The following is a 20961-nucleotide window of genomic DNA, read 5'->3' on the forward strand; positions in this document are numbered from 1 at the left end:
CGACCAGCAGAATCACCGCAGAGCGAACCTTGAGTGTTGCCCCGGCTTGCTCGGCGACCCAAGGCACGCCATGGCGAAATTGTTCAATTCGATTGTTAACGGACGGATGACCCATGACGCTCCCTGAATCCTGACCACATGGCGAATCTTCCCGTTCGCCCTTTTTATGACCCCTGGCGGGTATGAGCCGCCTGGCGCCAGGCGACTATGCCTCATCAAACACCCGAAAGGTGAATTGCGCGAGAAGTATTCTCACCACCGGCTCGCGTGGACTGCGGTTCAGTGTTGTTGTTACTTGAGACTTCCCGCCAAAAACTGCTGCAACCGCTCGCTGCCAGGCATATCCGTTCACTGGACATCTCCCAGGCCGCCGTGACCAAAGCGCTGCGCGAGCTGGAAACCAGTCAGCAGTTACCGCGGTCAGGCGCGCGCCTGCTTCACGGCCTCGATCCAGGCAGGATTCAATTTCGTCTGTTCGGTCTCGATGCCCAGCGCTTCCATCCGCGCCTTGTGCTGATCCATCTCGCGGGTCAATTGGCTGTGATCACTGGAGTTGCCGTCCAGCTCGTGCATCTGGCTCAACCCCAGATGGTAGAAGCGCAGCAGCTTCATGGCCGTCGGATCCTCCTTCTCCACCGCCGCCGTCACCTGATGCATGACGTTGGTGATGCTCATCAGGCTGCGCTTGAGCTGCCAGCCATAGACCGCCGGGGCCATCCATGGCTGGGTCCAGAACGCGCCCCGCATCAGCGCTGCCATCAGCAGCACCGACACAAACACGCCGCCGACGTTAAATCGCAGATTGTCGCCACCGGGTTCGCCGAACAGCGCCACCGCCGTGGTGGACAACACCATCGCCAGGGCCAGAAAAATCAAGGCTATGATTATCGTGCTGCGTCGCGTCTGGCTTCGATAGCGTTCGGGGTTCTGCGGCTGGATTTCGAACATCGCGACGGGGTTCCTTGAGGGCATGGGTAAAAAGGCTGCGGGGCATTATCGCCTCTGCAGGGGATTTAGCTATGCTGAGGCTCCTTTTCAACTTTTCATCGTCAAACGGGGAAATGGCGATACAGCGCAGTTCGTGCCATCTTCTTTCATGGATACATACTATTCGGATGCCATTTGCCTGTATGAATGGCATCGTTTTAAGGATCATTGAATGACCCAACGACAAGTAATCAACGCCTCGGTCAGCCCAAAAGGCAGTCTGGAAACCCTTTCTCAACGTGAAGTACAGCAACTGAGCGAAGCCGGATCCGGCAGCACCTACACCTTATTCCGCCAGTGCGCCCTGGCCATCCTCAATACCGGCGCCCATGTCGATAACGCCAAAACCATCCTCGAAGCCTACAAGGATTTCGAGATCCGCATTCACCAGCAGGACCGCGGCGTACGCCTGGAACTGCTGAACGCCCCGGCCGACGCCTTCGTTGATGGCGAAATGATCGCCAGCACCCGCGAAATGCTCTTCAGCGCCCTGCGCGACATCGTCTACACCGAAAACGAACTCGACGCCCAACGTATCGACCTGAGCACCTCCCAGGGCATCAGCGACTACGTGTTCCACCTGCTGCGCAACGCCCGCACCCTGCGCCCCGGCGTCGAGCCGAAGATCGTGGTTTGCTGGGGCGGCCACTCGATCAACACCGAAGAATACAAATACACCAAGAAAGTCGGCCACGAACTCGGCCTGCGAAGCCTCGACATCTGCACCGGTTGCGGTCCTGGCGTAATGAAGGGCCCGATGAAAGGCGCGACCATCGCCCACGCCAAGCAGCGTATCCACGGCGGCCGCTACCTCGGCCTGACCGAGCCGGGCATCATCGCCGCCGAAGCGCCCAACCCGATCGTCAACGAACTGGTGATCCTGCCGGACATCGAAAAACGTCTGGAAGCCTTCGTCCGCGTCGGCCACGGCATCATCATTTTCCCGGGCGGCGCCGGCACCGCCGAAGAGTTCCTCTACCTGCTCGGCATCCTGATGCACCCGGACAACGCCGGCCTGCCCTTCCCCGTGGTTCTCACCGGACCGAAACATGCCGCGCCGTATCTGGAGCAACTGGACGCGTTTGTCGGCGCCACCTTGGGTGAAGCTGCGAAGCAACACTACGAGATCATCATCGACGACCCGGCTGAAGTCGCGCGTCAAATGACTCAAGGTCTGAAAGCGGTCAAACAGTTCCGCCGCGAGCGCAATGACGCGTTCCATTTCAACTGGCTGCTGAAGATCGACGAAGGCTTCCAGCGTCCGTTCGATCCAACCCACGAAAACATGGCCAACCTGAAACTGAGCCGCAACCTGCCGGCCCACGAACTGGCCGCCAACCTGCGCCGCGCGTTCTCCGGCATCGTCGCTGGCAACGTCAAGGACAAGGGCATCCGCCTGATCGAAGAGCACGGGCCGTACCAGATCCGTGGCGATGCGGCGGTGATGCAACCGCTGGATCAACTGCTAAAGGCCTTCGTTGCCCAGCACCGGATGAAACTGCCGGGTGGCGCGGCGTATGTGCCGTGTTATCAAGTGGTTGCGTAACTCGGCTAAAGATCATTCCCACGCAGAGCGCGGGAATGATCAGCAACGTGAGCTGTAACGTCTATGGAAAGAGAATTTTTGATGCGCCAACGTAACGCAGCACGACTTCTTGTAATCAATCCCGCCCATCAGGTCTTGCTGTTTCGCTTCCAGCACAAGGGCGATGCCTTGGACGGACGCGACTATTGGGCTACGCCGGGCGGCGGTCTTGAGGAAGGTGAAACCTTTGAAGCCGCCGCCATACGCGAACTGTATGAAGAAACCGGACTGCACGTCGACACAGTGGACACTAGCGTGGCAGAGCGCAGCTTTTCGATGATGTTGCCCAACGGCGAAACCGTCTTGTCCGTGGAACGCTACTTCGTCGTCCGCGCCGACGGTGAACGGCTGACGCGTGATGGCTGGACTGCGGACGAAGCCCGGGTGATGACTGAACACAAATGGTGGTCAGTCGCCGAGCTGAAAGATACCGCTGAAACAGTCTGGCCAGAAAACCTGATCCAAATGATGGAGCAGGCCTGACCAGTGCCAGATGAATAACAAAAATCTAATAAAGATCGTTCCCACGCAGAGCGTGGGAACGCTTTCGCGGCACTAATGCTCAGAGGTGATCCGCGTCGATCACTGCCTTGGCAAAGGCCTGCGGATCTTCCTGCGGCAAGTTGCGGCCGATGCCGCCGTTGATAAGTCGGTACTCATATTTGCCGGTGAAGCGCTTGGCATAATCCTCGGCGGCCGGATGTGGCGCCCCGTTGGCATCCCCTTCCATGGTGATGGTCGGCACCGTAATGACCGGGGCCTTGGCCAGCCGCTGCTCCAGCGCTTCATATTGAGGTTCGCCCTGAATCATGCCTTGGGCGGCAACGGATTCCTGCGCGTTCATCGGTTTTGACAGCGATGAGCGTAATGGAAAGATCAGCCGCCCTGATTGCCGCACTCTGCGAATTTGCTGTAATCGAGGACTTTCTGCGTGCCGCTGGAATCGAGATAGGTCAGGCGGGCATCGACAATGCCGCAATTGCCGCCGCCGTTGTCGACGACGGAAACCACTTTCTTGATATCCAGGTGGGTGCCGTGAGAAGTTGTCTGCGACGGAGCTTGAACATCGGCATGGGCCGAAAACGCTGCAACGTTCAGGACCGCGAAGAAGCTGGCGGCAACAAGTGTGTTCCAGTTCATGGTGATTTCCTCAGGGTTGCAATGGGCAGTGGTTGTGAGGCAAGTCGTCTTGTCTCGGTGGAACCCATTTAATCGGCCCGAGGTATCTGCCATGTGTCGTAGAACCGGAATTAATAAGGCGTAAGGTGTCTCCGGGGGCACCAGATACAGTGCGATACAAAGCGCCTGGGACAATCCCTGGAATGCGCAACGGGAGAATGACAAGAGGGCTAAGCGATGGAACATGTGAACCACATCCTGATCGTCGACGACGACCGGGAGATTCGCGAGTTGGTCGGCAATTACCTGAAAAAGAACGGGCTGCGTACCACCGTCGTCGCCGATGGCCGGCAGATGCGCAGCTTTCTGGAAACCAATCAGGTGGACCTGATCGTGCTGGACATCATGATGCCCGGCGATGACGGCCTGCTGCTGTGCCGCGAATTGCGCTCGGGCAAACACAAAGCCACGCCGATCCTGATGCTCACCGCACGCAACGACGAAACCGATCGCATCCTCGGCCTGGAAATGGGCGCCGACGACTACCTGACCAAACCCTTCGCCGCCCGCGAACTGCTGGCGCGGATCAATGCCGTGTTGCGCCGCACCCGGATGCTGCCGCCCAACCTGCTGATCACCGAAAGCGGCCGGCTGCTGGGCTTCGGCCGCTGGCGCCTGGACACCACCGCCCGGCACTTGCTCGACGAAGACGGCACGATGGTGGCCCTCAGTGGCGCCGAATATCGCCTGCTGCGGGTGTTCCTCGATCACCCGCAACGGGTGCTCAGCCGTGACCAGCTGCTCAACCTGACCCAAGGTCGCGACGCCGACCTGTTCGACCGTTCCATCGACTTGCTGGTGAGCCGTCTGCGCCAGCGATTGATGGATGACTCACGGGACTCGACCTACATCAAAACCGTGCGCAGCGAAGGCTATGTGTTCTCCTACCCGGTGGAATTGCTTGGCGCAGAATCATGAAGCTCTCCCCCAGAAGAACCTGAGGAGACTTTTTCATAGGGTTTTGTATCCGTCTGTATAAGAACCCGCGACAGATACGCAGACACCGATTTCGGCTTGTTCGAGCACACATCACCGATACACCCGAGCGTTTAACTGTGATCACCGGATAGCAGCCGCTACCGACCCACTCAAACTAAACGCACGGAGAATCACCCATGTTCAACTTCTCGAAAGTCTCGTCCCTGGGACTCGGTCTGGCACTGGTTAGTGGTCTCGGCCTGTCGAGCCTGGCGTCGGCCCACACCGGCAATGCTGCGTCCCCTGGCCAGGTTCAACAACTGCTGGTGGAAGGCGGCTCCGACCGTCTGCAAGAACTGCGCGAACGTGTGGCATCGGTCAGCCCGAGCAATGCGGTACGCGGCGATGTGGTTGTCGCGGAAAACCGCGCCGAGTTCGGCTCGAAATATCAGCGGTATTGAATGCGATCTACATCACAACAGAGATCAAATGTGGGAGCGAGCTTGCTCGCGATGAGGGACTGTCAGTCGGCATCATTGTTGAATGACACACCGCCATCGCGAGCAAGCTCGCTCCCACATTTGACTGTGTTCCGTCAGACAAAACCCATCTGCATCCCCCATGCACGACGCCCATAAATCCTGAGATCTGACGTAAAAGCCCCGACAATTCCTCGGGACAGTTGCACCTCGCCCGTCTAAGATTTGCGCTTCATTTCATCAAGGACGATTCATGAAGCGCATTGCCGGTTGCCTGTTGTCTTTCCTGACCTTTACGGCGCTCGCGGCTGATCTGAACCTGCTCACCGACAACCACCCGCCCCTGCATTTTCAGCAAGGTAATCAACTGGTGGGGTTTGGCGTGGACGTGGTGCAGGCACTGGCCGAACGCACCGGCGACCAGGTGCACTTGCAACAAGTCCCTTTACTGCGCGCCCTGCGCGTCGCCACGACCGAGCCCGCCACCGGGGTGTTTACCGTGTTGCGCACCGCCGAACGCGATGGCTTGTACCAGTGGGTCGGTCCGCTGATGGACGTGGAGACGGCGCTTTATTCCGCGAACACCCAGCAACCGGTGCGCAGTTTGCAGGACGCCAGCATCCAGGGCCGTATCGCCGTCCCGCGAAAATGGCTGGCTTACGACTACTTGCGCAAGCAGGGTCTGAACAATCTGTACGGCGTGGAAACGCCCGCACAAATGATGCGTCTGGCACGTCTGGGGCGCATCGAGTTTGTGGTGGCCGACACCCTCTCCATCGCGACCCTGGCCCGGGAAGAAGGCTTGGCGCCCAGCCAGTTGCACTATCAGATGCCGCTGATGAAGCAAGGCACCTACATCGCGTTTTCCCCGCAAACCGATGCGCGCCAGGTCGCGCGCTGGCAACAGGCGCTCGACGAGATGAACCGCGATGGGCGCCTGGAACAACTCAAGCAGCGCTGGCTCAGCGACAACACACCCCGCTGACAACGGATCAACGCGCTCGATAACAACTATGCGTCAGGGTGTTTTTTCATCGCGACGCTCCAGCACTACAGTGGCCCCATCTTCTCCCCACGCTCTGGAGCACCATCATGAAAAGCATCATCGGTCTTGGTTTCGCCCTTTCGGTTCTTGGCGCTACCTCCGCCATCGCCGCCCCTCACGCCACCTCGCAAGTCGTTGCAGCGGCCAAAGTCAGCCAACCGGCCACACTGAACGTGAACACTGTCGGCGTTGATCACAAAGACAGCCAGGCGAGCAAACTCTACGTCGCTGAAAACCGCCCTGAGTTCGGGTCGAAGTATCAGCGTTATTGATCAACGGCGTTGCGCCGCTTGAAACAAGAAACCCCGGGAGATCCGATCTACCCGGGGTTTGTTGTTTCTGAAGGTTTAGCCCGCCAACCGCGCCGCCAACGCCTTGGCCTGGCTCGCGACGTCGGTCACTGCGGTGCTTTCCCACCACATGCCGCGCAACGGTGGGCCCATGGCGAACAGACGGCTGGCGACGTGTTCATCGGCGCCCAACACCGCGCCATCGACTGCCGCCGCAATCCCCAGCGCCAACGGCCCCGGCCGGACAAGTCCGCGCGCCAGCAGTTGCTGTGGCAGCGGTCGAGCCACTCGCCGCCAGTCGTATTCGATGCCGCTGGAATTGATCAACGCCGCGCCGCTGACAACGGTAGTTTCTGATTCACCCCGACGCCGAATGCGGATGCTCACTGCTCCGTCCGCTGAAGGCTCGAGCCCTTTGAACGACGCCGCCTGAATCCGCAACCGCCCTTCCTTGTGCAATCGCTCCACCAGTTCGGCACTCAACGGCGGCGAGCGATGGTGATGACTTTCCCACCACGGCCGCACATGCCGCACAAACTGTCGACGCTGCACATCCGTTGCCTGATTCCACAAGCGGCCAATGTGCGCCCGTACAGTGTCGAGCGGCGCCTGCCAGTCGATGCCTTGAGCGATGGCGTCCCGGCAATGCCGACGCAGTTCGCGCACCAGCTGTCGCGGCGTACGAATGCTGTGATCCTCGGCGAGAAAATCTGCCCAGGCCGGCGGCTGACGACGTACATGAGGCAGCAAGCCATGCCGGGAAAACACTTCGATCGGCCCGCGATGCCCGGCCTGTTCCAGCGACACCACGGCATCGACCATGGTCAGGCCCGAACCGATGATCAGCACGGTCGTCTGCGGATCGAGTTGTTGCATGGCGGTGACATCCCACGGATCAAGCGCCGCCGCGTTCAAGCCGCTGGACTCGGTCTGTGGCGTACGCGCGGCGGGAAACATCCCCGTGGCCAACACCGCATAAGCGCCCTGCAAGTGTTGCCCGTCGCTCAAGGTCAGTCGCACCGAATCGTCCGCCGCTTGCAGGTCAATCACCTCGGCCCGCACATGCTCGACCGTTGAACCGTTCAACGCCCCCACCGCTTGCGCTTCGGCCAGCCGCTGCTGCACGTACAGGCCGAAAATCCCCCGGGGCGGGAACAATTCGCTGACCGGCACATGTTGCTCGTCAGACTCCGGCCAGCCGCCGGCCGCGATGTACTCGGTCAGCCATTGGGTCAGGTCGTCGGCGTTGTCCGGGTCGACGCTCATCCGCGCTGCATTGCCGTTGAGCGTATGGCCCAATTCGACCGCGCTGTATGCCTCGCCCCGTCCCAGTTCGGCGCGGGGTTCAATCACCAGCACCTTGCGTTTGCCCGGCAGGCGCAGCAACTGCGCCGCCAGCATTGCACCGCTGAGGCCGCCGCCGACGATCAGGATGTCCGCGTGGCGAATGGCGTCGGTGGCCTGTCCGCTTTGGGTTTCAGTCATGGCGTTCTCACTGATCAATGTTTCATCTCAAAAATATCCTGGACGATAATAGGCGCCAAACCCATGGAAGGTTCATCAAGCAGTACCAAAGTAGGACAGAGAAATACCGCTGACGTGCAGGATGGAATCGCTCGAGCTCATGCGATGTCCCGTTTGAATTCGGATAGCCAGGCAGGCGCAGGTTGCGCGTCGGGGGCGCGCGTGGCTTGCCAGATGAAATGTAGGTTTTGAAAGCCCAGCAGTCGGCGAACGCGGTTTTTGATCAGCCGTTGCAGGCCTTTTTCCGGGTGGGCGATGGCCCAGTCGCAGAGGCGTCGGCGCCAGGTGCCTTGGGGGGCGAGACGGAGGTCGATTTCGGCGGCCAGCAATTGCAGGCGCTCGGCCGATAACAGCAATCCCGAGGGTGCCACTTCACGACGGTCGCGGCTGGCACTGTCGAGGCTTTCCGGGAAGGCCAGTGATTGGCCGCTGGTCAGCCAATGCTCGAGCAAAACGCTGAGGCCGGCCGGCCATTGGGTGCCCTCTTCGCTCCACAATGGCTTACCTTGTGCCCAGCGGTTCAGGTGTTGCGGGGGTTCAACCGGGCCGAGCAGATCAGCGAAGTTCAGCAGCGACTGGCCTTCGTTGAGCCGGAGTTGTCGGGTCTGTCGGTCCTGGACGAACGCGTGAGTGGGACGGCTGCGCCACAGGTTTTCGTGCAGTGATTCGGGGTCGAGGTTATCCGGCAAGGTCAGCAACTCACCGCCGATGTGTTGCGATGCCAGGGCCAGCAGCAATAGATTCGGCTCGAAGGCGCCGCTCAACGCCAGACGCGATTCTTTTGTGAATCCTTGCTGACTCAAGCCGTCGGCCAAACGCTCGACATCGCGCAAGGCATCGATCCAGCGCCAGACGAACCACTGGCCATGGCGTTTGTGGCGAAAGGCCGGTTGTAAGGGGCTGACCTGAGCCCAGTGGCGCAATTGCTCCAGCGCCTTGGGCACTTCGACCCGCCACTCGGCGGTGTCCGCGATTGGCGGACGTTTGAGTTCGTGCACGCTCATTGGCTTACCTCCTCGGTGGTGCGCCGGGCTGTATGGTCTTGAAGCACCCTGTAGCAGCTGGCGAAGCCTGCGTTCGGCTGCGCAGCAGTCGTGAAATCAGGCACTGCGGTGTGTCAGGTAATCCGCGCAGGCAGGATTTGCGACTGCTGCGCAGCCGAACGCAGGCTTCGCCAGCTGCTACAGGGTGTGTTTGTCTGAGATCTGATCAGGCAGACACTAACTTCTTCTCCTGCTGCCGCAACGCCGCCAGGTCTCTATAACCCGCGCCCGGATGAATCTCCGGCAAGCGCGGCCCTTCCCCAAACAACTTCTCGCGCAAGGTCCCCTGCGCGTATTCGGTTTTGTAGACTCCACGTTTCTGCAACTCCGGCACCAGCAGTTCCACGGCGTCGATGAAGGTTTCGTGAGTCAATGCATAGGCCAGGTTAAAGCCATCCACATCGGTCTCCTCGACCCACTCCTGCAACAAATCGGCGACGGTCACGGGGCTGCCGACAAACAACGGACCAAAACCGCCGATGCCCACCCAGTCAGCCAGTTCGTTGGGTGTCCAGATCTTGTTCGGGTCTGCCGTGGAGAACGCTTCCACCGCCGATTGAATGGCGTTGGTGTGCACGTGTTTGAGCGGTTCATCCGGTTTGAACTGGCTGAAATCAATCCCGGTCCAGCCAGAGATCAACGCCATCGCGCCTTCGTAACTGACCCAGGTTTTGTATTCCTCGAACTTGGCTTTGGCCTTGGCGTCGGTCTCGCCAAGGATCACGGTTTGCAGGTTGAAGATCAGAATCTTCGACGGATCGCGTCCGGCTTCGGCAGCACGACGACGGATGTCGGCAACGGTTTTCTTCAGCAGCACTTTCGACGGTGCAGCAACGAACACACACTCGGCATGCTCGGCGGCAAACTGCTTGCCGCGACTGGATGCGCCAGCCTGATAGAGTACCGGCGTGCGTTGCGGCGAAGGTTCGCAGAGGTGAATGCCCGGCACCTGGAAGTGCTTACCGACATGCTGGATTTCGTGGATTTTGCTTGGGTCGCTGAAGATCCGCCGCTCGCGATCCCGCAGAATCGCACCCTCTTCCCAACTGCCTTCCCACAGTTTGTAGCAAACCTCCAGGTACTCTTCGGCGAAGTCGTAACGGGCGTCGTGTTCGGTCTGGTTTTTCTGGCCGAGGTTCTTCGCACCGCTTTCCAGATAAGAGGTGACGATGTTCCAGCCGGCACGGCCCTTGGTCAGGTGATCGAGCGTCGACAGGCGTCGGGCGAATGGATACGGGTGTTCGAAGGACAACGAGGCGGTCAGGCCGAACCCCAAATGCTCGGTGACCAGCGCCATCGGCGGAATCAATTGCAGCGGATCGTTGACCGGTACTTGCGCAGCCTGACGGATCGCCGCGTCACCATTGCCGTTGTAGACGTCGTAGATGCCCAACACGTCGGCGATGAACAAACCGTCAAACTTGCCGCGTTCGAGGATTTTCGCCAGATCGGTCCAGTACTCCAGATCCTTGTATTGCCAGGAGCGATCCCGCGGATGCGCCCACAAACCTGGCGACTGGTGACCGACGCAGTTCATGTCGAACGCGTTGAGACGAATTTCACGGCCCATCAAACCGCACTCCGAAAGCTTCGGGGATGGATGCCGTTGAGGCGGAAGTTGCCGATGAGGTGGAGTTTCCAGCGCAGCGGGTCATGCAACGATCCGGGCAACACGGTGCGTTGGCCGGTGAGTTCGAATTCAGCGTTGCTGACGGCACTTAGCGCGTCGGCGCTGGCCAGGTGCGACTCGGCGATGGCGACGCTGATTTCCGTGTCGTCATCAACGCTGTTCAGAAAATCTTCGGCGCGTTCGAGCAGCGCGGCAGCGACTTCAATGCGGATGTGCAAATCGCCGAAGCGGCTGATGACGTAAGGATCATCCGTGGCTTGGGCCTGCTGCCGGACGAAACGCAACGTCGCATCAAGCAAACTGCGAGCGTTGTGCAAATCATGCTGACTTTTGGCCAGGGGCTGCCCGGCAACAATCGGTTGAGTCAAAGCGTTCATGGTGGGCTCCTCAGTTCCAGGCGTGGCGCGCAGGCTTCACGCCGTTGAGCAGGTAGTTGCCGATCAGGTGGTATTTCCAGCGTGCCGGATCGTGCAGGGTGTGCGTCCGGGCGTTGCGCCAGTGGCGGTCGAGGTTGTATTTGCCGAGCACCGAACGAGTACCGGCCAGCTCGAAGAGTTTGCTGCTGGCAAGCAAGGCGATCTCGGCCGACAGCACTTTGGCTTGGGCGACCACCACCGAAGCGCGGGCCACCGTGTCTTCGTTGGGGTTGAGCAAGGCGTGGTCAATGGCGCGACCGGCCTTTTTGAGGATCGCTTCGGTGCCGTGGACCCGCCATTCGAGGTCGCCGATCGCAGCGATACTGAACGGGTCCTGCCAGCCGTGATCCTGCCCACTGTCGATCCATGGCCGGGCTTCGCGGGCGTAGCGTTTGGTTTCTTCCAGGGCGCCGACGGCAATGCCGGTGTCCACGGCCGCCTGAATGATTTGTGAAATCGGGCCGTCGGCCGTGGGTTCGTCAAAGGCCTTGTGGGCCGGGATCACAGCACTGAGCGGGACCTTCACCGCGTTCAGGGTGACACCGCCGCTGGCCGTGGTGCGCTGGCCGAAACCGTCCCAGCTGTCGATGACGGTCAAGCCGGGGGTATCGATGAAGGCGATGAAGGCCTTGTTCTCTTCATTGACCGCCACCGCTGGCACGATGTGCGCGAACAAGGCGCCGGTGCAGTAGAACTTTTCGCCATCGATTTGCGCGGTGTCTTTATCGAAACGGATACGAGTTTCAAAAGCACCGGCGTTTTTGCTTTTGGATTCGGAGAAGGCGTTGCCGAAACGGTAGCCCTGCAGGACTTTGTCGAAGTAGTAACGCTTCTGCTCCTCGGTGGCGGTTTGCAGCAGGATGTCGAGCACCCCGAGATGGTTTTGCGGGATCTGACCCAGGGACGAATCGGCAGCGGAAATGATCTTGATGACCTCAGCGACGGTCACGTAGGAAACGCCGGCGCCGCCGTATTCCTTGGGAACGGTGATGCCCCAGAGGCCGCTGGCGGAAAACTCGTCGAGCTCGGCGACTGGCAGGCGTCGCTCGCGGTCGCGGACACTGGCCTCGATGGCGAAGCGTGCGGCGAGCTTATGGGCGACGGCAATCGCCTCGGCGTCCGAGCGGATCACATGGGCGGTGCGAAGGTGTTGGGCAGAGGCTGTCATGGGCCGACTCCGGGATCTGGTGAATGCGCCAGAGCTTTTGCAGGAGTCGTGCCTGAAACTAAATCACTTTATTTTCAATAGGTTAAAGAATTATCCGAGAAAGGCTCGCAGCTTTAAAACAGCAAAGTGTCTATCCAGTGTTGATCCGCAAACAGTTAGATCACCACATTTCGCACAAACCGAGCCGCCCCCGGCCCATCGTTGCGATAGGCGTGGGGCTGATTGCTGGCGAACATGTAGAACTGGCCGGCAGCAATCTCATGCGGTGTATCGCCCAGCATCAGCGTCAGGCAGCCTTCAAACACATAGATCTGCTCACTCCAGCCCTCCGCGTCCGGTTGCGACGGATAAATCTCCCCCGGTTGCAGGCACCACTCCCATTGTTCCACCTCGCGGGTAGCCGTGGCTTTGGACAGTAAAACGGCTTTGCTGCCAGGAATATTCCCGGCCCAGGCCACTTCATTGATGCGGCTCGGGTCGCGGGCATCCGGGGCCTGGATCAGGTCGCTGAATGCGACGTTCAGCGCTTCGGCCACACGGTCGAGGGTGGTCAGGCTGACGTTCTTCTCACCGGCCTCGATGGCCACCAGCATCCGGCGGCTGACCCCGGACTTTTCGGCCAGCGCGATCTGACTCATGTCGGCGGCATGGCGCAAGCGTCGAACGTTCTGGCTGACGTGCTGGAGGACCGAAGCCCGCTGCGTGGAATCTTTGTGCACTATATTGCTCACTTGATGGGGTTGGGCAGTATACTGCGCAACATTCGGCGCATTGTGCGTCCCCCTCAGGTAGCGCGCAAGGTCATGACGTCGGTGAATACCCCTCACACTTCCTCCCGTTTCTCGCGGTTCAGCAAGGCCGAGTGCGTGCTGGTGCTGATCACCATGGTCTGGGGCGGCACCTTCTTGCTGGTGCAGCATGCGATGACCGTCAGCGGGCCGATGTTCTTCGTCGGTCTGCGCTTTGCCGCGGCGGCGATCATTGTTGCGCTGTTTTCGTGGCGTCATCTGCGGGAGCTGACGCTGTTTGAACTCAAGGCCGGGGCCTTTATCGGCGTGGCGATCATGCTTGGCTATGGATTGCAGACCGTCGGGTTGCAGAGCATTCCCAGCAGTCAGTCGGCGTTTATTACCGCGTTGTACGTGCCCTTCGTGCCGTTGCTGCAATGGCTGGTGCTGGGGCGGCGTCCGGGGTTGATGCCGAGCATCGGGATCATGTTGGCGTTTACCGGGTTGATGTTGCTATCGGGACCGGCCGGCGCTTCGTTCAATTTCAGCCCGGGCGAAATCGCCACATTGATCAGCGCCGTAGCGATAGCGGCGGAGATCATTCTGATCAGTACGTATGCCGGCCAGGTCGATGTGCGTCGGGTGACGGTGGTGCAATTGGCGGTCACCTCGGTGCTGGCATTTTTGATGGTGGTACCGACTCAGGAAAGGATTCCGGACTTCTCCTGGCTGCTGTTATGCAGCGCGCTGGGATTGGGCGCGGCCAGTGCGGCGATTCAAGTGGCGATGAACTGGGCGCAGAAGAGTGTTTCGCCGACCCGGGCGACGTTGATCTATGCCGGTGAGCCGGTGTGGGCCGGGATTGTCGGGCGGATCGCGGGTGAGCGGTTGCCGGCCATTGCGCTGGTGGGCGCGGGGTTGATTGTGGCGGCGGTGATTGTCAGTGAGTTGAAGACCAAGGGTAAGGCTGCTGCGTCTGAGGAAGAGTTGGGGCGGGAAACGCAGGGTTAAGCCGCACTATCTGTGGCGCCTGATAGATAGCCTTCGCGAGCAAGCCCGCTCCCACATGGGTTCTGTGTTGTACCGCAATGGTGTGAACACAACTGGACCCTGTGGGAGCGGGCTTGCTCGCGAAGGGGCCAGACCTGCTGAAAACAGACCATTGAAACAATGTGAATCAGGTTTTTTCCGTCTACTTTATAGGATTCTGCGACAGCTTGGCGTTTGGTGATCCGGGAGCTGGCACGTATGATGCTTCACAAACTTCCGCAGATTAGAAGCCTATGTCCCTGATAGTTCTACTGCTTCTGCCTTTTATCGGCAGCTGTCTGGCAGCCTTGCTGCCGCACAACGCGCGAAACACCGAATCTTTGTTGGCTGGCCTGGTTGCCTTGATAGGCACTGTTCAGGTCGCCCTCTTGTACCCGCAAATCGCCGATGGCAGCGTGATCCGCGAAGAGTTTGTCTGGTTGCCCAGCCTGGGCCTGAACTTTGTCCTGCGCATGGACGGTTTCGCCTGGCTATTCTCGATGCTGGTGCTGGGCATCGGCACGCTGGTTTCGTTGTACGCCCGCTACTACATGTCGCCGGACGATCCGGTGCCGCGGTTCTTCGCGTTTTTCCTGGCGTTCATGGGCGCCATGCTCGGGCTGGTGATCTCCGGCAACCTGATCCAGATCGTGTTTTTCTGGGAGCTGACCAGCCTCTTTTCATTCCTGTTGATCGGTTACTGGCACCACCGCGCCGATGCGCGACGCGGTGCTTATATGGCGCTGATGGTCACCGGCGCAGGCGGTTTGTGTCTGCTGGCGGGGGTCATGCTGCTCGGCCATGTGGTCGGCAGCTATGACCTGGACAAGGTCCTGGCCGCCGGCGATCTGATTCGCGCGCACGCCCTCTACCCTATTCTGCTCCCCCTGATCCTGATCGGCGCCCTGAGCAAAAGCGCACAATTCCCCTTCCACTTCTGGCTGCCTCACGCGATGGCGGCGCCGACACCGGTTTCGGCTTATCTGCACTCGGCGACCATGGTCAAGGCCGGGGTGTTTCTCCTCGCACGACTGTGGCCGTCGCTGTCCGGCAGTGAAGAATGGTTCTACATCGTCAGCGGCGCCGGTGCCTGCACCCTGTTGCTCGGTGCGTATTGCGCGATGTTCCAGAACGATCTCAAGGGTTTGCTGGCCTATTCGACCATCAGTCACCTGGGCCTGATCACCCTGCTGCTGGGCCTGAACAGTCCGCTGGCCGCTGTGGCCGCGGTGTTTCACATTCTCAACCACGCTACGTTCAAGGCTTCGCTGTTCATGGCCGCAGGGATCATCGACCACGAAAGCGGCACCCGGGACATTCGCAAGCTCAGCGGCTTGATCAAGCTGATCCCGTTCACCGCCACCCTGGCCATGGTCGCCAGCGCTTCCATGGCCGGTGTGCCGCTGCTCAACGGCTTCCTCTCCAAAGAGATGTTCTTCGCCGAAACCGTGTTCATCAATGCCACGGCCTGGATCGAGATGACGCTGCCCATCGTCGCGACCATCGCCGGGACCTTCAGCGTCGCCTACTCACTGCGCTTTACCGTCGACGTGTTCTTCGGCCCGACCGCCACCGACCTGCCGCACACCCCGCACGAGCCGCCACGCTGGATGCGCGCGCCGGTGGAGTTGTTGGTATTCGCCTGCCTGGTCGTGGGGATTTTCCCGGCGCAGGTGGTCGGCCCGTTGCTGGCCGCGGCCGCCCTGCCGGTGGTGGGCGGCACCTTGCCTGAATACAGCCTGGCGATCTGGCACGGCTGGAACGCGCCGATGATCATGAGCCTGATCGCCATGTCCTGCGGCATCGTGCTTTATCTGCTGTTGCGCAATCAGCTCAAACACGGGCGTTTCAAGTACCCGCCGATCATTGGCCGGTTCAACGGCAAGCGCCTGTTCGAACGCAGCCTGGTGATCATGATGCGCCTGGCCCGTCGTCTCGAGCGGAGGATCAGCACCAAGCGCCTGCAAACCCAATTGTTCCTGGTGGTGCTCGCGGCCGTGTTGGCCGGGTTGATCCCGATGCTCCACAGCAGCCTGAGCTGGGGCGACCGGCCGAAGATTCCGGGTTCGATTGTGTTCGTGACCCTCTGGCTGCTGGCGATTGCCTGCGCCCTCGGCGCGGCGTGGCAGGCCAAGTATCACCGGCTCGCAGCCCTGACCATGGTCAGCGTCTGTGGCCTGATGACCTGCGTGACCTTTGTCTGGTTCTCGGCGCCGGACCTGGCGCTGACGCAATTGGCGGTGGAAGTGGTGACGACAGTGTTGATCCTCCTCGGTCTGCGTTGGTTGCCGCGCCGAATCGAAGAGGTCTCGCCGCTGCCGAGCACCCTGCGCAAGGCACGCATCCGCCGTATCCGCGACTTGCTGTTGTCGACCGTGGTCGGCGGCGGCATGGCATTGCTTTCGTACGCGATGCTGACGCGCCAGACACCGAATCACATTTCGTCGTTCTACCTCAGCCGTGCCCTGCCCGAAGGCGGCGGCAGCAACGTGGTCAACGTGATGCTGGTGGACTTCCGCGGCTTCGACACCCTCGGTGAAATTACCGTGCTGGTGGCCGTGGCCCTGACCGTATTCGCCCTGCTCCGACGCTTCCGACCGCCGAAAGAAAGCCTGCAGTTGCCCGCCCAGCAACGTCTGCTGGCACCCGACGTGGTCACCGACCTGGTCAACCCGCGTCACGCCAGCGATACCGCGCTCGGTTTCATGATGTTGCCGGCGGTGCTGGTGCGCCTGCTGTTGCCGATTGCGTTTGTGGTATCGGTCTACCTGTTCATGCGCGGCCACAATCAACCGGGCGGCGGCTTTGTCGCAGGGTTGGTGATGTCGGTGGCGTTCATCCTGCAATACATGGTCGCCGGCACCCAGTGGGTCGAGGCGCAAATGAGCCTGCGACCACTGCGCTGGATGGGCACCGGGTTGTTGTTCGCTACGGTCACCGGGCTTGGGGCGATGGCGGTCGGTTATCCGTTCCTGACCACCCACACCTGGCATCTGGACCTGCCGGTGTTGGGCGATATTCACATTGCCAGTGCGCTGTTCTTCGACATCGGCGTGTACGCCGTGGTGGTCGGTTCGACCCTGTTGATCCTCACCGCCCTCGCTCACCAATCGGTACGCGGTCACAAGACCGCTGCCCTGCCTAGAGCCGTCGCCACGCAAGGAGCCGTCTGATGGAAGAAGTCATCGCAATCGCCATTGGCGTATTGGCGGCGTCCGGGGTCTGGCTGATCCTGCGGCCACGGACGTTTCAGGTGGTGATGGGCCTGTGCCTGCTGTCCTACGGCGTCAACCTGTTCATCTTCAGCATGGGCAGCCTGTTTATCGGCAAGGAGCCGATCATCAAGGACGGCGTGCCGCAAGACCTGTTGCACTACACCGATCCGCTGCCGCAAGCGCTGGTGCTGACCGCGATCGTCATCAGCTTCGCCATGACCGCGCTGTTTCTGGTGGTGCTGCTGGCCTCCCGGGGCCTGACCGGTACCGACCATGTGGATGGCCGGGAGCCTAAAGAATGAATCTGATGCCGCACCTGATCGCTGCACCGATTCTGCTGCCGCTGCTGACCGCCGCCGTGATGCTGATGCTGGGCGAGAAACACCGGCCGTTAAAAGCCAAGATCAACCTGCTCTCCAGTCTGCTTGGGCTGAGCATTGCCGTGCTGTTGCTGCAATGGACTCAGGAGACTGGCGTCCCCGGTTCCATCGGCGTGTACCTGCCGGGCAACTGGCAGGTGCCGTTCGGTATCGTGCTGGTGGTCGATCGTCTGTCGGCGCTGATGCTGGTGCTGACCGGGATCATCGGCGTCAGCGCCCTGCTGTTCGCCATGGCCCGTTGGGACGGCGCCGGCTCGAGTTTCCACGCGCTGTTCCAGATCCAGATGATGGGGCTTTACGGCGCGTTCCTGACGGCGGACCTGTTCAACCTGTTTGTGTTTTTTGAAGTGCTGCTGGCGGCCTCTTACGGCCTGATGCTCCACGGTTCGGGTCGGTCGCGGGTGTCGGCGGGGCTGCATTACATCTCGATCAACCTGCTGGCCTCGTCACTGTTCTTGATCGGCGCGGCGCTGATCTACGGCGTCACCGGCACCCTGAACATGGCCGATCTGGCGCTGAAGATCCCGCTGGTGCCCGAGGCTGATCGAGGCCTGCTGCATGCCGGCGCGGGAATTCTCGCGGTAGCGTTCCTGGCCAAGGCCGGAATGTGGCCGTTGAACTTCTGGCTGGTACCGGCGTATTCCTCGGCGAGCGCGCCGGTGGCGGCGATGTTCGCGATCATGACCAAGGTCGGCGTCTACACCTTGCTGCGCTTGTGGACCCTGCTGTTCTCCGGCCAGGCCGGTGCCTCGGCGTATTTTGGCGGCGACTGGCTGATCTACGGCGGCATGGCGACCATCGTCTGCGCCGCCGTCGCGATTCTCGCCGCACAACGACTGGAGCGTCTGGCCAGCCTGAGCATTCTGGTGTCCGCCGGGATTCTGCTGTCGGCCATCGGTTTCGCCCAGCCGAACCTGATCGGCGCGGCATTGTTCTATCTGGTCAGCTCGACCCTGGCGTTGAGCGCGTTGTTCCTGTTGGCCGAGTTGATCGAACGTTCGCGTTCGGCCAATGAAATGCCGTTATTCGATGACGGCGATCTGCTTCCTCGACCGATGGAATCTTTGCAGCCGCCCAAAGGCATCAACCTCGATGACGAGCAGAAAGCCGTGGTCGGCCAAGTGATTCCCTGGACCATGGCGTTCCTCGGGCTGAGCTTCATTGCTTGCGCGCTGCTGATCATCGGCATGCCGCCGCTCTCGGGATTCATTGGCAAACTCGGCCTGCTCAGCGCCCTGCTCAATCCGTTGGGCCTGGGCAATGGGAGCGATGAGCCGGTTTCCAATGCCGCGTGGGGCTTGCTCGCGTTGCTGATCCTCTCCGGGCTGGCGTCGTTGATCGCGTTCTCGCGCTTGGGCATCCAGCGGTTCTGGACACCCGAGGAGCGGCCGTCGCCGTTGCTGCGACGTTTCGAATGCGTGCCGATCATTGCGTTGCTGGGCTTGAGCATTGCGCTGACCTTCAAGGCCGAACCGCTGCTGCGCTACACCCAGGCGGCCGCCCAGGCCTTGAACAACCCGCAGCAATACGTGATGGCGGTGCTCGGTACCCGTGCGATTCCAAGCCCGGAAGCCAAAGCTGCGATCGCGGAGGTCAAACCATGAAGCGACTGTTTCCTGCTCCCTGGTTGTCGCTGGCGCTGTGGTTGTTGTGGCTGGTGCTGAACCTCTCGATGAGCCCCGGCAATCTGCTGCTGGGCGCGGTGCTGGGGTTTTGCGCGCCGCTGATGATGCGCAAGCTGCGACCGCTGCCGATCCGCATTCGTCGGCCGGGGGTGATTGTGCGTTTGTTCTTTCTGGTCGGTCGCGATGTGGTGGTGTCCAACCTCGCCGTGGCCTGGGGCGTGCTCAACGCCGGTCGCCGTCCACCGCGTTCGCGCTTCATCAAGGTGCCAATGGACTTGCGTGACGCCAACGGCCTGGCCGCGTTGTCGATGATCTGCACGGTGATTCCCGGCACCGTGTGGTCGGAACTGGCGCTGGATCGCAGCATTCTGTTACTGCACGTCTTCGATCTGGATGACGAAGCGCTGTTCATCCAGCACTTCAAGGCGACCTACGAGCGCCCCTTGATGGAGATCTTCGAATGAGCGCCTTGCTGTCAAACGCAATCCTGCTGAGCCTGTTTATCTTTTCGCTGGCGATGATTCTGACCCTGATCCGGCTGTTTAAGGGGCCGTCGGCCCAGGACCGGGTTCTGGCGCTGGATTACCTGTACATCATCGCGATGCTGATGATGCTGGCGCTGGGCATTCGTTATGCCAGTGACACTTACTTCGAGGCAGCGCTGCTGATTGCGCTGTTCGGTTTCGTCGGCTCGTTTGCCCTGGCGAAATTCCTGCTGCGTGGCGAGGTGATCGAATGAGCGCTGAACTGTCTTTGTGGGTGGAAATTCCGGTGGCGATCCTGCTGGTGCTCAGTAGTCTGTTTGCGCTGATCGGCGCGGTTGGACTGGTGCGGATGAAAGATTACTTCCAGCGCATGCATCCGCCGGCGCTGGCGTCGACCTTGGGCGCCTGGTGCGTGGCGTTGGCCTCAATCATTTATTTTTCGGCACTCAAGTCCGGGCCGGTGCTGCATGCCTGGCTGATTCCGATTCTGTTGTCGATTACGGTGCCGGTGACCACATTGCTGCTGGCGCGGGCGGCGCTGTTTCGCAAGCGCATGGCGGGGGATGATGTGCCGGCTGAGGTGAGCAGTCGGCGCACGGAGAGCGGGAGTTAAACGCGAAAAAGATCGCAGCCTCGTTTCACTCGACAGCTCCTACAGGGGAATGCATAACCCATGTAGGAGCTGTCGAGTGAAACGAGGCTGCGATCTTTTGATCTTGCATTACCTCAGATCAAATCCAGGCAACGGCCAACAACCCCGCCCCCAGCACCACGCACAACGGCGAATACGCCCAGGTGTCGAGCCGGGCAAACTTCGAATCCTTCACCTGCTTGAAGAACCCTATCAAATTCGAATCGCCGATCGCCCTGGCGAACATCAGCATCGCAATGGCGCTGATCACCCATTGCAGCGACCAGTGATGCACCGTCGGCAGATACAGGCCGACTCGCATGCACACCAGCATCGCAATCAGCAGTAACCCGACCGCCACCAGTAACGTGGCAAAGCCTGAAGGCTTGAAGGCCGGCCTGGGTTCTCCGCCGTCCTCTGCGGACACTCGCGGGACCGCCGCCTCGCTACCCAACTTGCCACCCGCCGCCCAATACAGGTGGATCAGGCTGATCAACAGAAAGATGGCAGCCATCCATTGCGCGATCAATAGGCTCATGTTCAGACTTCCAGCGTGAAATGTCGCAGCAGAATGAACTTCCTTGAACGATTTTGTAAGGGTATT

At 60.5% G+C, this 20961-nt stretch carries 22 protein-coding genes and 2 pseudogenes; 13 read left to right on the plus strand and 11 right to left on the minus strand.

The window, feature by feature from the left end; all coding sequences use genetic code 11:
- Positions 1 to 420: 420 nt before the first annotated feature.
- On the minus strand, positions 421 to 948 hold the full coding sequence (locus WLY71_RS18720) for a DUF3087 domain-containing protein (protein WP_347804724.1): 528 nt from the start codon (positions 946 to 948) through the stop codon (positions 421 to 423).
- 211 nt (positions 949 to 1159) lie between these two features.
- On the opposite strand from WLY71_RS18720, the gene ppnN reads away from it, so the two are divergent.
- Together ppnN and WLY71_RS18730 are read left to right on the plus strand one after the other, a co-directional pair.
- Entirely contained in the window at positions 1160 to 2533 is a 1374-nt protein-coding gene (ppnN, locus tag WLY71_RS18725; protein ID WP_008151729.1) for a nucleotide 5'-monophosphate nucleosidase PpnN, read from the plus strand.
- A gap of 81 nt (positions 2534 to 2614) precedes the next feature.
- A complete protein-coding gene (locus WLY71_RS18730) occupies positions 2615 to 3055 on the plus strand; it encodes an NUDIX hydrolase (protein WP_347804725.1) in 441 nt (146 codons plus the stop codon).
- 79 nt (positions 3056 to 3134) lie between these two features.
- On the opposite strand, the pseudogene WLY71_RS18735 reads toward WLY71_RS18730, so the two are convergent.
- Together WLY71_RS18735 and WLY71_RS18740 are read right to left on the minus strand one after the other, a co-directional pair.
- Positions 3135 to 3386: pseudogene (locus WLY71_RS18735) on the minus strand (alpha/beta hydrolase); the annotation flags it as partial.
- A 62-nt stretch (positions 3387 to 3448) separates the two neighbouring features.
- On the minus strand, positions 3449 to 3712 hold the full coding sequence (locus WLY71_RS18740; RefSeq protein WP_347804726.1) for a DUF2790 domain-containing protein: 264 nt from the start codon (positions 3710 to 3712) through the stop codon (positions 3449 to 3451).
- A 216-nt stretch (positions 3713 to 3928) separates the two neighbouring features.
- Between WLY71_RS18740 and WLY71_RS18745 the strand changes: the two genes are divergently transcribed.
- The 4 genes from WLY71_RS18745 to WLY71_RS18760 all read left to right on the plus strand — a co-directional run bounded on the left by WLY71_RS18745 (position 3929) and on the right by WLY71_RS18760 (position 6465).
- Entirely contained in the window at positions 3929 to 4669 is a 741-nt protein-coding gene (locus WLY71_RS18745; RefSeq protein WP_347804727.1) for a response regulator, read from the plus strand.
- Positions 4670 to 4866: 197 nt separating this feature from the next.
- A complete protein-coding gene (locus tag WLY71_RS18750; protein ID WP_347804728.1) occupies positions 4867 to 5130 on the plus strand; it encodes a phage infection protein in 264 nt (87 codons plus the stop codon).
- A gap of 271 nt (positions 5131 to 5401) precedes the next feature.
- A complete protein-coding gene (locus tag WLY71_RS18755; protein WP_347804729.1) occupies positions 5402 to 6133 on the plus strand; it encodes a substrate-binding periplasmic protein in 732 nt (243 codons plus the stop codon).
- 107 nt (positions 6134 to 6240) lie between these two features.
- A complete protein-coding gene (locus WLY71_RS18760) occupies positions 6241 to 6465 on the plus strand; it encodes a hypothetical protein (RefSeq protein WP_010455083.1) in 225 nt (74 codons plus the stop codon).
- A 75-nt stretch (positions 6466 to 6540) separates the two neighbouring features.
- Here WLY71_RS18760 and WLY71_RS18765 read toward each other — a convergent pair whose 3' ends face one another.
- The 7 genes and pseudogenes from WLY71_RS18765 to WLY71_RS18790 form a co-directional block, all read right to left on the minus strand.
- Positions 6541 to 7968 (minus strand): FAD/NAD(P)-binding protein, encoded by a 1428-nt coding sequence (locus tag WLY71_RS18765; protein ID WP_347804730.1) that lies wholly within the window; start codon positions 7966 to 7968, stop codon positions 6541 to 6543.
- Between the two features lie 23 nt (positions 7969 to 7991).
- Positions 7992 to 8078, minus strand: a pseudogene (locus WLY71_RS31395) (ABC transporter ATP-binding protein); the annotation flags it as partial.
- 27 nt (positions 8079 to 8105) lie between these two features.
- Positions 8106 to 9011: an acyl-CoA synthetase gene (locus WLY71_RS18770; protein WP_347804731.1), complete on the minus strand. Its 906-nt coding sequence runs from the start codon at positions 9009 to 9011 to the stop codon at positions 8106 to 8108.
- A 205-nt stretch (positions 9012 to 9216) separates the two neighbouring features.
- Positions 9217 to 10620 (minus strand): LLM class flavin-dependent oxidoreductase, encoded by a 1404-nt coding sequence (locus WLY71_RS18775; protein WP_347804732.1) that lies wholly within the window; start codon positions 10618 to 10620, stop codon positions 9217 to 9219.
- Positions 10620 to 11057 (minus strand): acyl-CoA dehydrogenase, encoded by a 438-nt coding sequence (locus WLY71_RS18780; RefSeq protein ID WP_347804733.1) that lies wholly within the window; start codon positions 11055 to 11057, stop codon positions 10620 to 10622. The genes WLY71_RS18775 and WLY71_RS18780 overlap by 1 nt, the downstream gene beginning before the upstream one ends.
- A 10-nt stretch (positions 11058 to 11067) precedes the next feature.
- A complete protein-coding gene (locus WLY71_RS18785) occupies positions 11068 to 12264 on the minus strand; it encodes an SfnB family sulfur acquisition oxidoreductase (protein WP_347804734.1) in 1197 nt (398 codons plus the stop codon).
- A 155-nt stretch (positions 12265 to 12419) separates the two neighbouring features.
- The gene (locus WLY71_RS18790) at positions 12420 to 12983 is read right to left on the minus strand and encodes a helix-turn-helix domain-containing protein (RefSeq protein WP_347804735.1); all 564 of its coding nucleotides are present in this window, start codon (positions 12981 to 12983) and stop codon (positions 12420 to 12422) included.
- A gap of 15 nt (positions 12984 to 12998) precedes the next feature.
- Here WLY71_RS18790 and WLY71_RS18795 point away from each other — a divergent pair, with 15 nt between their 5' ends.
- From WLY71_RS18795 to WLY71_RS18825, 7 genes are all read left to right on the plus strand, one after another.
- On the plus strand, positions 12999 to 14003 hold the full coding sequence (locus tag WLY71_RS18795) for a DMT family transporter (RefSeq protein ID WP_347804747.1): 1005 nt from the start codon (positions 12999 to 13001) through the stop codon (positions 14001 to 14003).
- Between the two features lie 272 nt (positions 14004 to 14275).
- A complete protein-coding gene (locus WLY71_RS18800; RefSeq protein ID WP_347804736.1) occupies positions 14276 to 17194 on the plus strand; it encodes a monovalent cation/H+ antiporter subunit A in 2919 nt (972 codons plus the stop codon).
- Positions 17194 to 17538, plus strand: coding sequence for a Na+/H+ antiporter subunit C (locus WLY71_RS18805; protein WP_007986256.1), 345 nt, complete (start codon positions 17194 to 17196; stop codon positions 17536 to 17538). The genes WLY71_RS18800 and WLY71_RS18805 overlap by 1 nt, the downstream gene beginning before the upstream one ends.
- A complete protein-coding gene (locus WLY71_RS18810; RefSeq protein WP_347804737.1) occupies positions 17535 to 19220 on the plus strand; it encodes a monovalent cation/H+ antiporter subunit D in 1686 nt (561 codons plus the stop codon). Before WLY71_RS18805 ends, WLY71_RS18810 begins: the two co-directional genes overlap by 4 nt.
- Positions 19217 to 19705, plus strand: coding sequence for a Na+/H+ antiporter subunit E (locus tag WLY71_RS18815; protein WP_095133433.1), 489 nt, complete (start codon positions 19217 to 19219; stop codon positions 19703 to 19705). The genes WLY71_RS18810 and WLY71_RS18815 overlap by 4 nt, the downstream gene beginning before the upstream one ends.
- A complete protein-coding gene (locus WLY71_RS18820) occupies positions 19702 to 19980 on the plus strand; it encodes a K+/H+ antiporter subunit F (RefSeq protein ID WP_008151692.1) in 279 nt (92 codons plus the stop codon). The genes WLY71_RS18815 and WLY71_RS18820 overlap by 4 nt, the downstream gene beginning before the upstream one ends.
- A complete protein-coding gene (locus WLY71_RS18825; protein ID WP_347804738.1) occupies positions 19977 to 20339 on the plus strand; it encodes a Na+/H+ antiporter subunit G in 363 nt (120 codons plus the stop codon). Before WLY71_RS18820 ends, WLY71_RS18825 begins: the two co-directional genes overlap by 4 nt.
- A gap of 118 nt (positions 20340 to 20457) precedes the next feature.
- On the opposite strand, the gene WLY71_RS18830 is transcribed toward WLY71_RS18825, so the two are convergent.
- Positions 20458 to 20895 carry a DUF3995 domain-containing protein gene (locus WLY71_RS18830; RefSeq protein WP_347804739.1) on the minus strand — a complete coding sequence of 146 codons (438 nt, stop codon included), beginning with the start codon at positions 20893 to 20895 and terminating at the stop codon, positions 20458 to 20460.
- Positions 20896 to 20961: the final 66 nt, after the last annotated feature.

It is taken from the genome of Pseudomonas rossensis (assembly GCF_039888995.1).
GTDB classification, from domain to species: Bacteria; Pseudomonadota; Gammaproteobacteria; order Pseudomonadales; family Pseudomonadaceae; genus Aquipseudomonas; species Aquipseudomonas rossensis.

Excerpts from the sequence above, each read along its gene's own strand:
- WLY71_RS18805 (WP_007986256.1), top strand. The coding sequence starts at position 17,194 with ATGGAAGAAGTCATCGCAATCGCCATTGGCGTATTGGCGGCGTCCGGG.
- WLY71_RS18765 (WP_347804730.1), bottom strand. The coding sequence starts at position 7,968 with ATGACTGAAACCCAAAGCGGACAGGCCACCGACGCCATTCGCCACGCG.
- WLY71_RS18830 (WP_347804739.1), bottom strand. The coding sequence starts at position 20,895 with ATGAGCCTATTGATCGCGCAATGGATGGCTGCCATCTTTCTGTTGATC.
- WLY71_RS18775 (WP_347804732.1), bottom strand. The coding sequence starts at position 10,620 with ATGGGCCGTGAAATTCGTCTCAACGCGTTCGACATGAACTGCGTCGGT.
- WLY71_RS18770 (WP_347804731.1), bottom strand. The coding sequence starts at position 9,011 with ATGAGCGTGCACGAACTCAAACGTCCGCCAATCGCGGACACCGCCGAG.
- WLY71_RS18780 (WP_347804733.1), bottom strand. The coding sequence starts at position 11,057 with ATGAACGCTTTGACTCAACCGATTGTTGCCGGGCAGCCCCTGGCCAAA.
- WLY71_RS18760 (WP_010455083.1), top strand. The coding sequence starts at position 6,241 with ATGAAAAGCATCATCGGTCTTGGTTTCGCCCTTTCGGTTCTTGGCGCT.
- WLY71_RS18800 (WP_347804736.1), top strand. The coding sequence starts at position 14,276 with ATGTCCCTGATAGTTCTACTGCTTCTGCCTTTTATCGGCAGCTGTCTG.
- WLY71_RS18820 (WP_008151692.1), top strand. The coding sequence starts at position 19,702 with ATGAGCGCCTTGCTGTCAAACGCAATCCTGCTGAGCCTGTTTATCTTT.
- WLY71_RS18745 (WP_347804727.1), top strand. The coding sequence starts at position 3,929 with ATGGAACATGTGAACCACATCCTGATCGTCGACGACGACCGGGAGATT.
- WLY71_RS18755 (WP_347804729.1), top strand. The coding sequence starts at position 5,402 with ATGAAGCGCATTGCCGGTTGCCTGTTGTCTTTCCTGACCTTTACGGCG.
- WLY71_RS18810 (WP_347804737.1), top strand. The coding sequence starts at position 17,535 with ATGAATCTGATGCCGCACCTGATCGCTGCACCGATTCTGCTGCCGCTG.
- WLY71_RS18740 (WP_347804726.1), bottom strand. The coding sequence starts at position 3,712 with ATGAACTGGAACACACTTGTTGCCGCCAGCTTCTTCGCGGTCCTGAAC.
- ppnN (WP_008151729.1), top strand. The coding sequence starts at position 1,160 with ATGACCCAACGACAAGTAATCAACGCCTCGGTCAGCCCAAAAGGCAGT.
- WLY71_RS18720 (WP_347804724.1), bottom strand. The coding sequence starts at position 948 with ATGTTCGAAATCCAGCCGCAGAACCCCGAACGCTATCGAAGCCAGACG.
- WLY71_RS18730 (WP_347804725.1), top strand. The coding sequence starts at position 2,615 with ATGCGCCAACGTAACGCAGCACGACTTCTTGTAATCAATCCCGCCCAT.
- WLY71_RS18825 (WP_347804738.1), top strand. The coding sequence starts at position 19,977 with ATGAGCGCTGAACTGTCTTTGTGGGTGGAAATTCCGGTGGCGATCCTG.
- WLY71_RS18815 (WP_095133433.1), top strand. The coding sequence starts at position 19,217 with ATGAAGCGACTGTTTCCTGCTCCCTGGTTGTCGCTGGCGCTGTGGTTG.
- WLY71_RS18750 (WP_347804728.1), top strand. The coding sequence starts at position 4,867 with ATGTTCAACTTCTCGAAAGTCTCGTCCCTGGGACTCGGTCTGGCACTG.
- WLY71_RS18795 (WP_347804747.1), top strand. The coding sequence starts at position 12,999 with ATGGGGTTGGGCAGTATACTGCGCAACATTCGGCGCATTGTGCGTCCC.
- WLY71_RS18785 (WP_347804734.1), bottom strand. The coding sequence starts at position 12,264 with ATGACAGCCTCTGCCCAACACCTTCGCACCGCCCATGTGATCCGCTCG.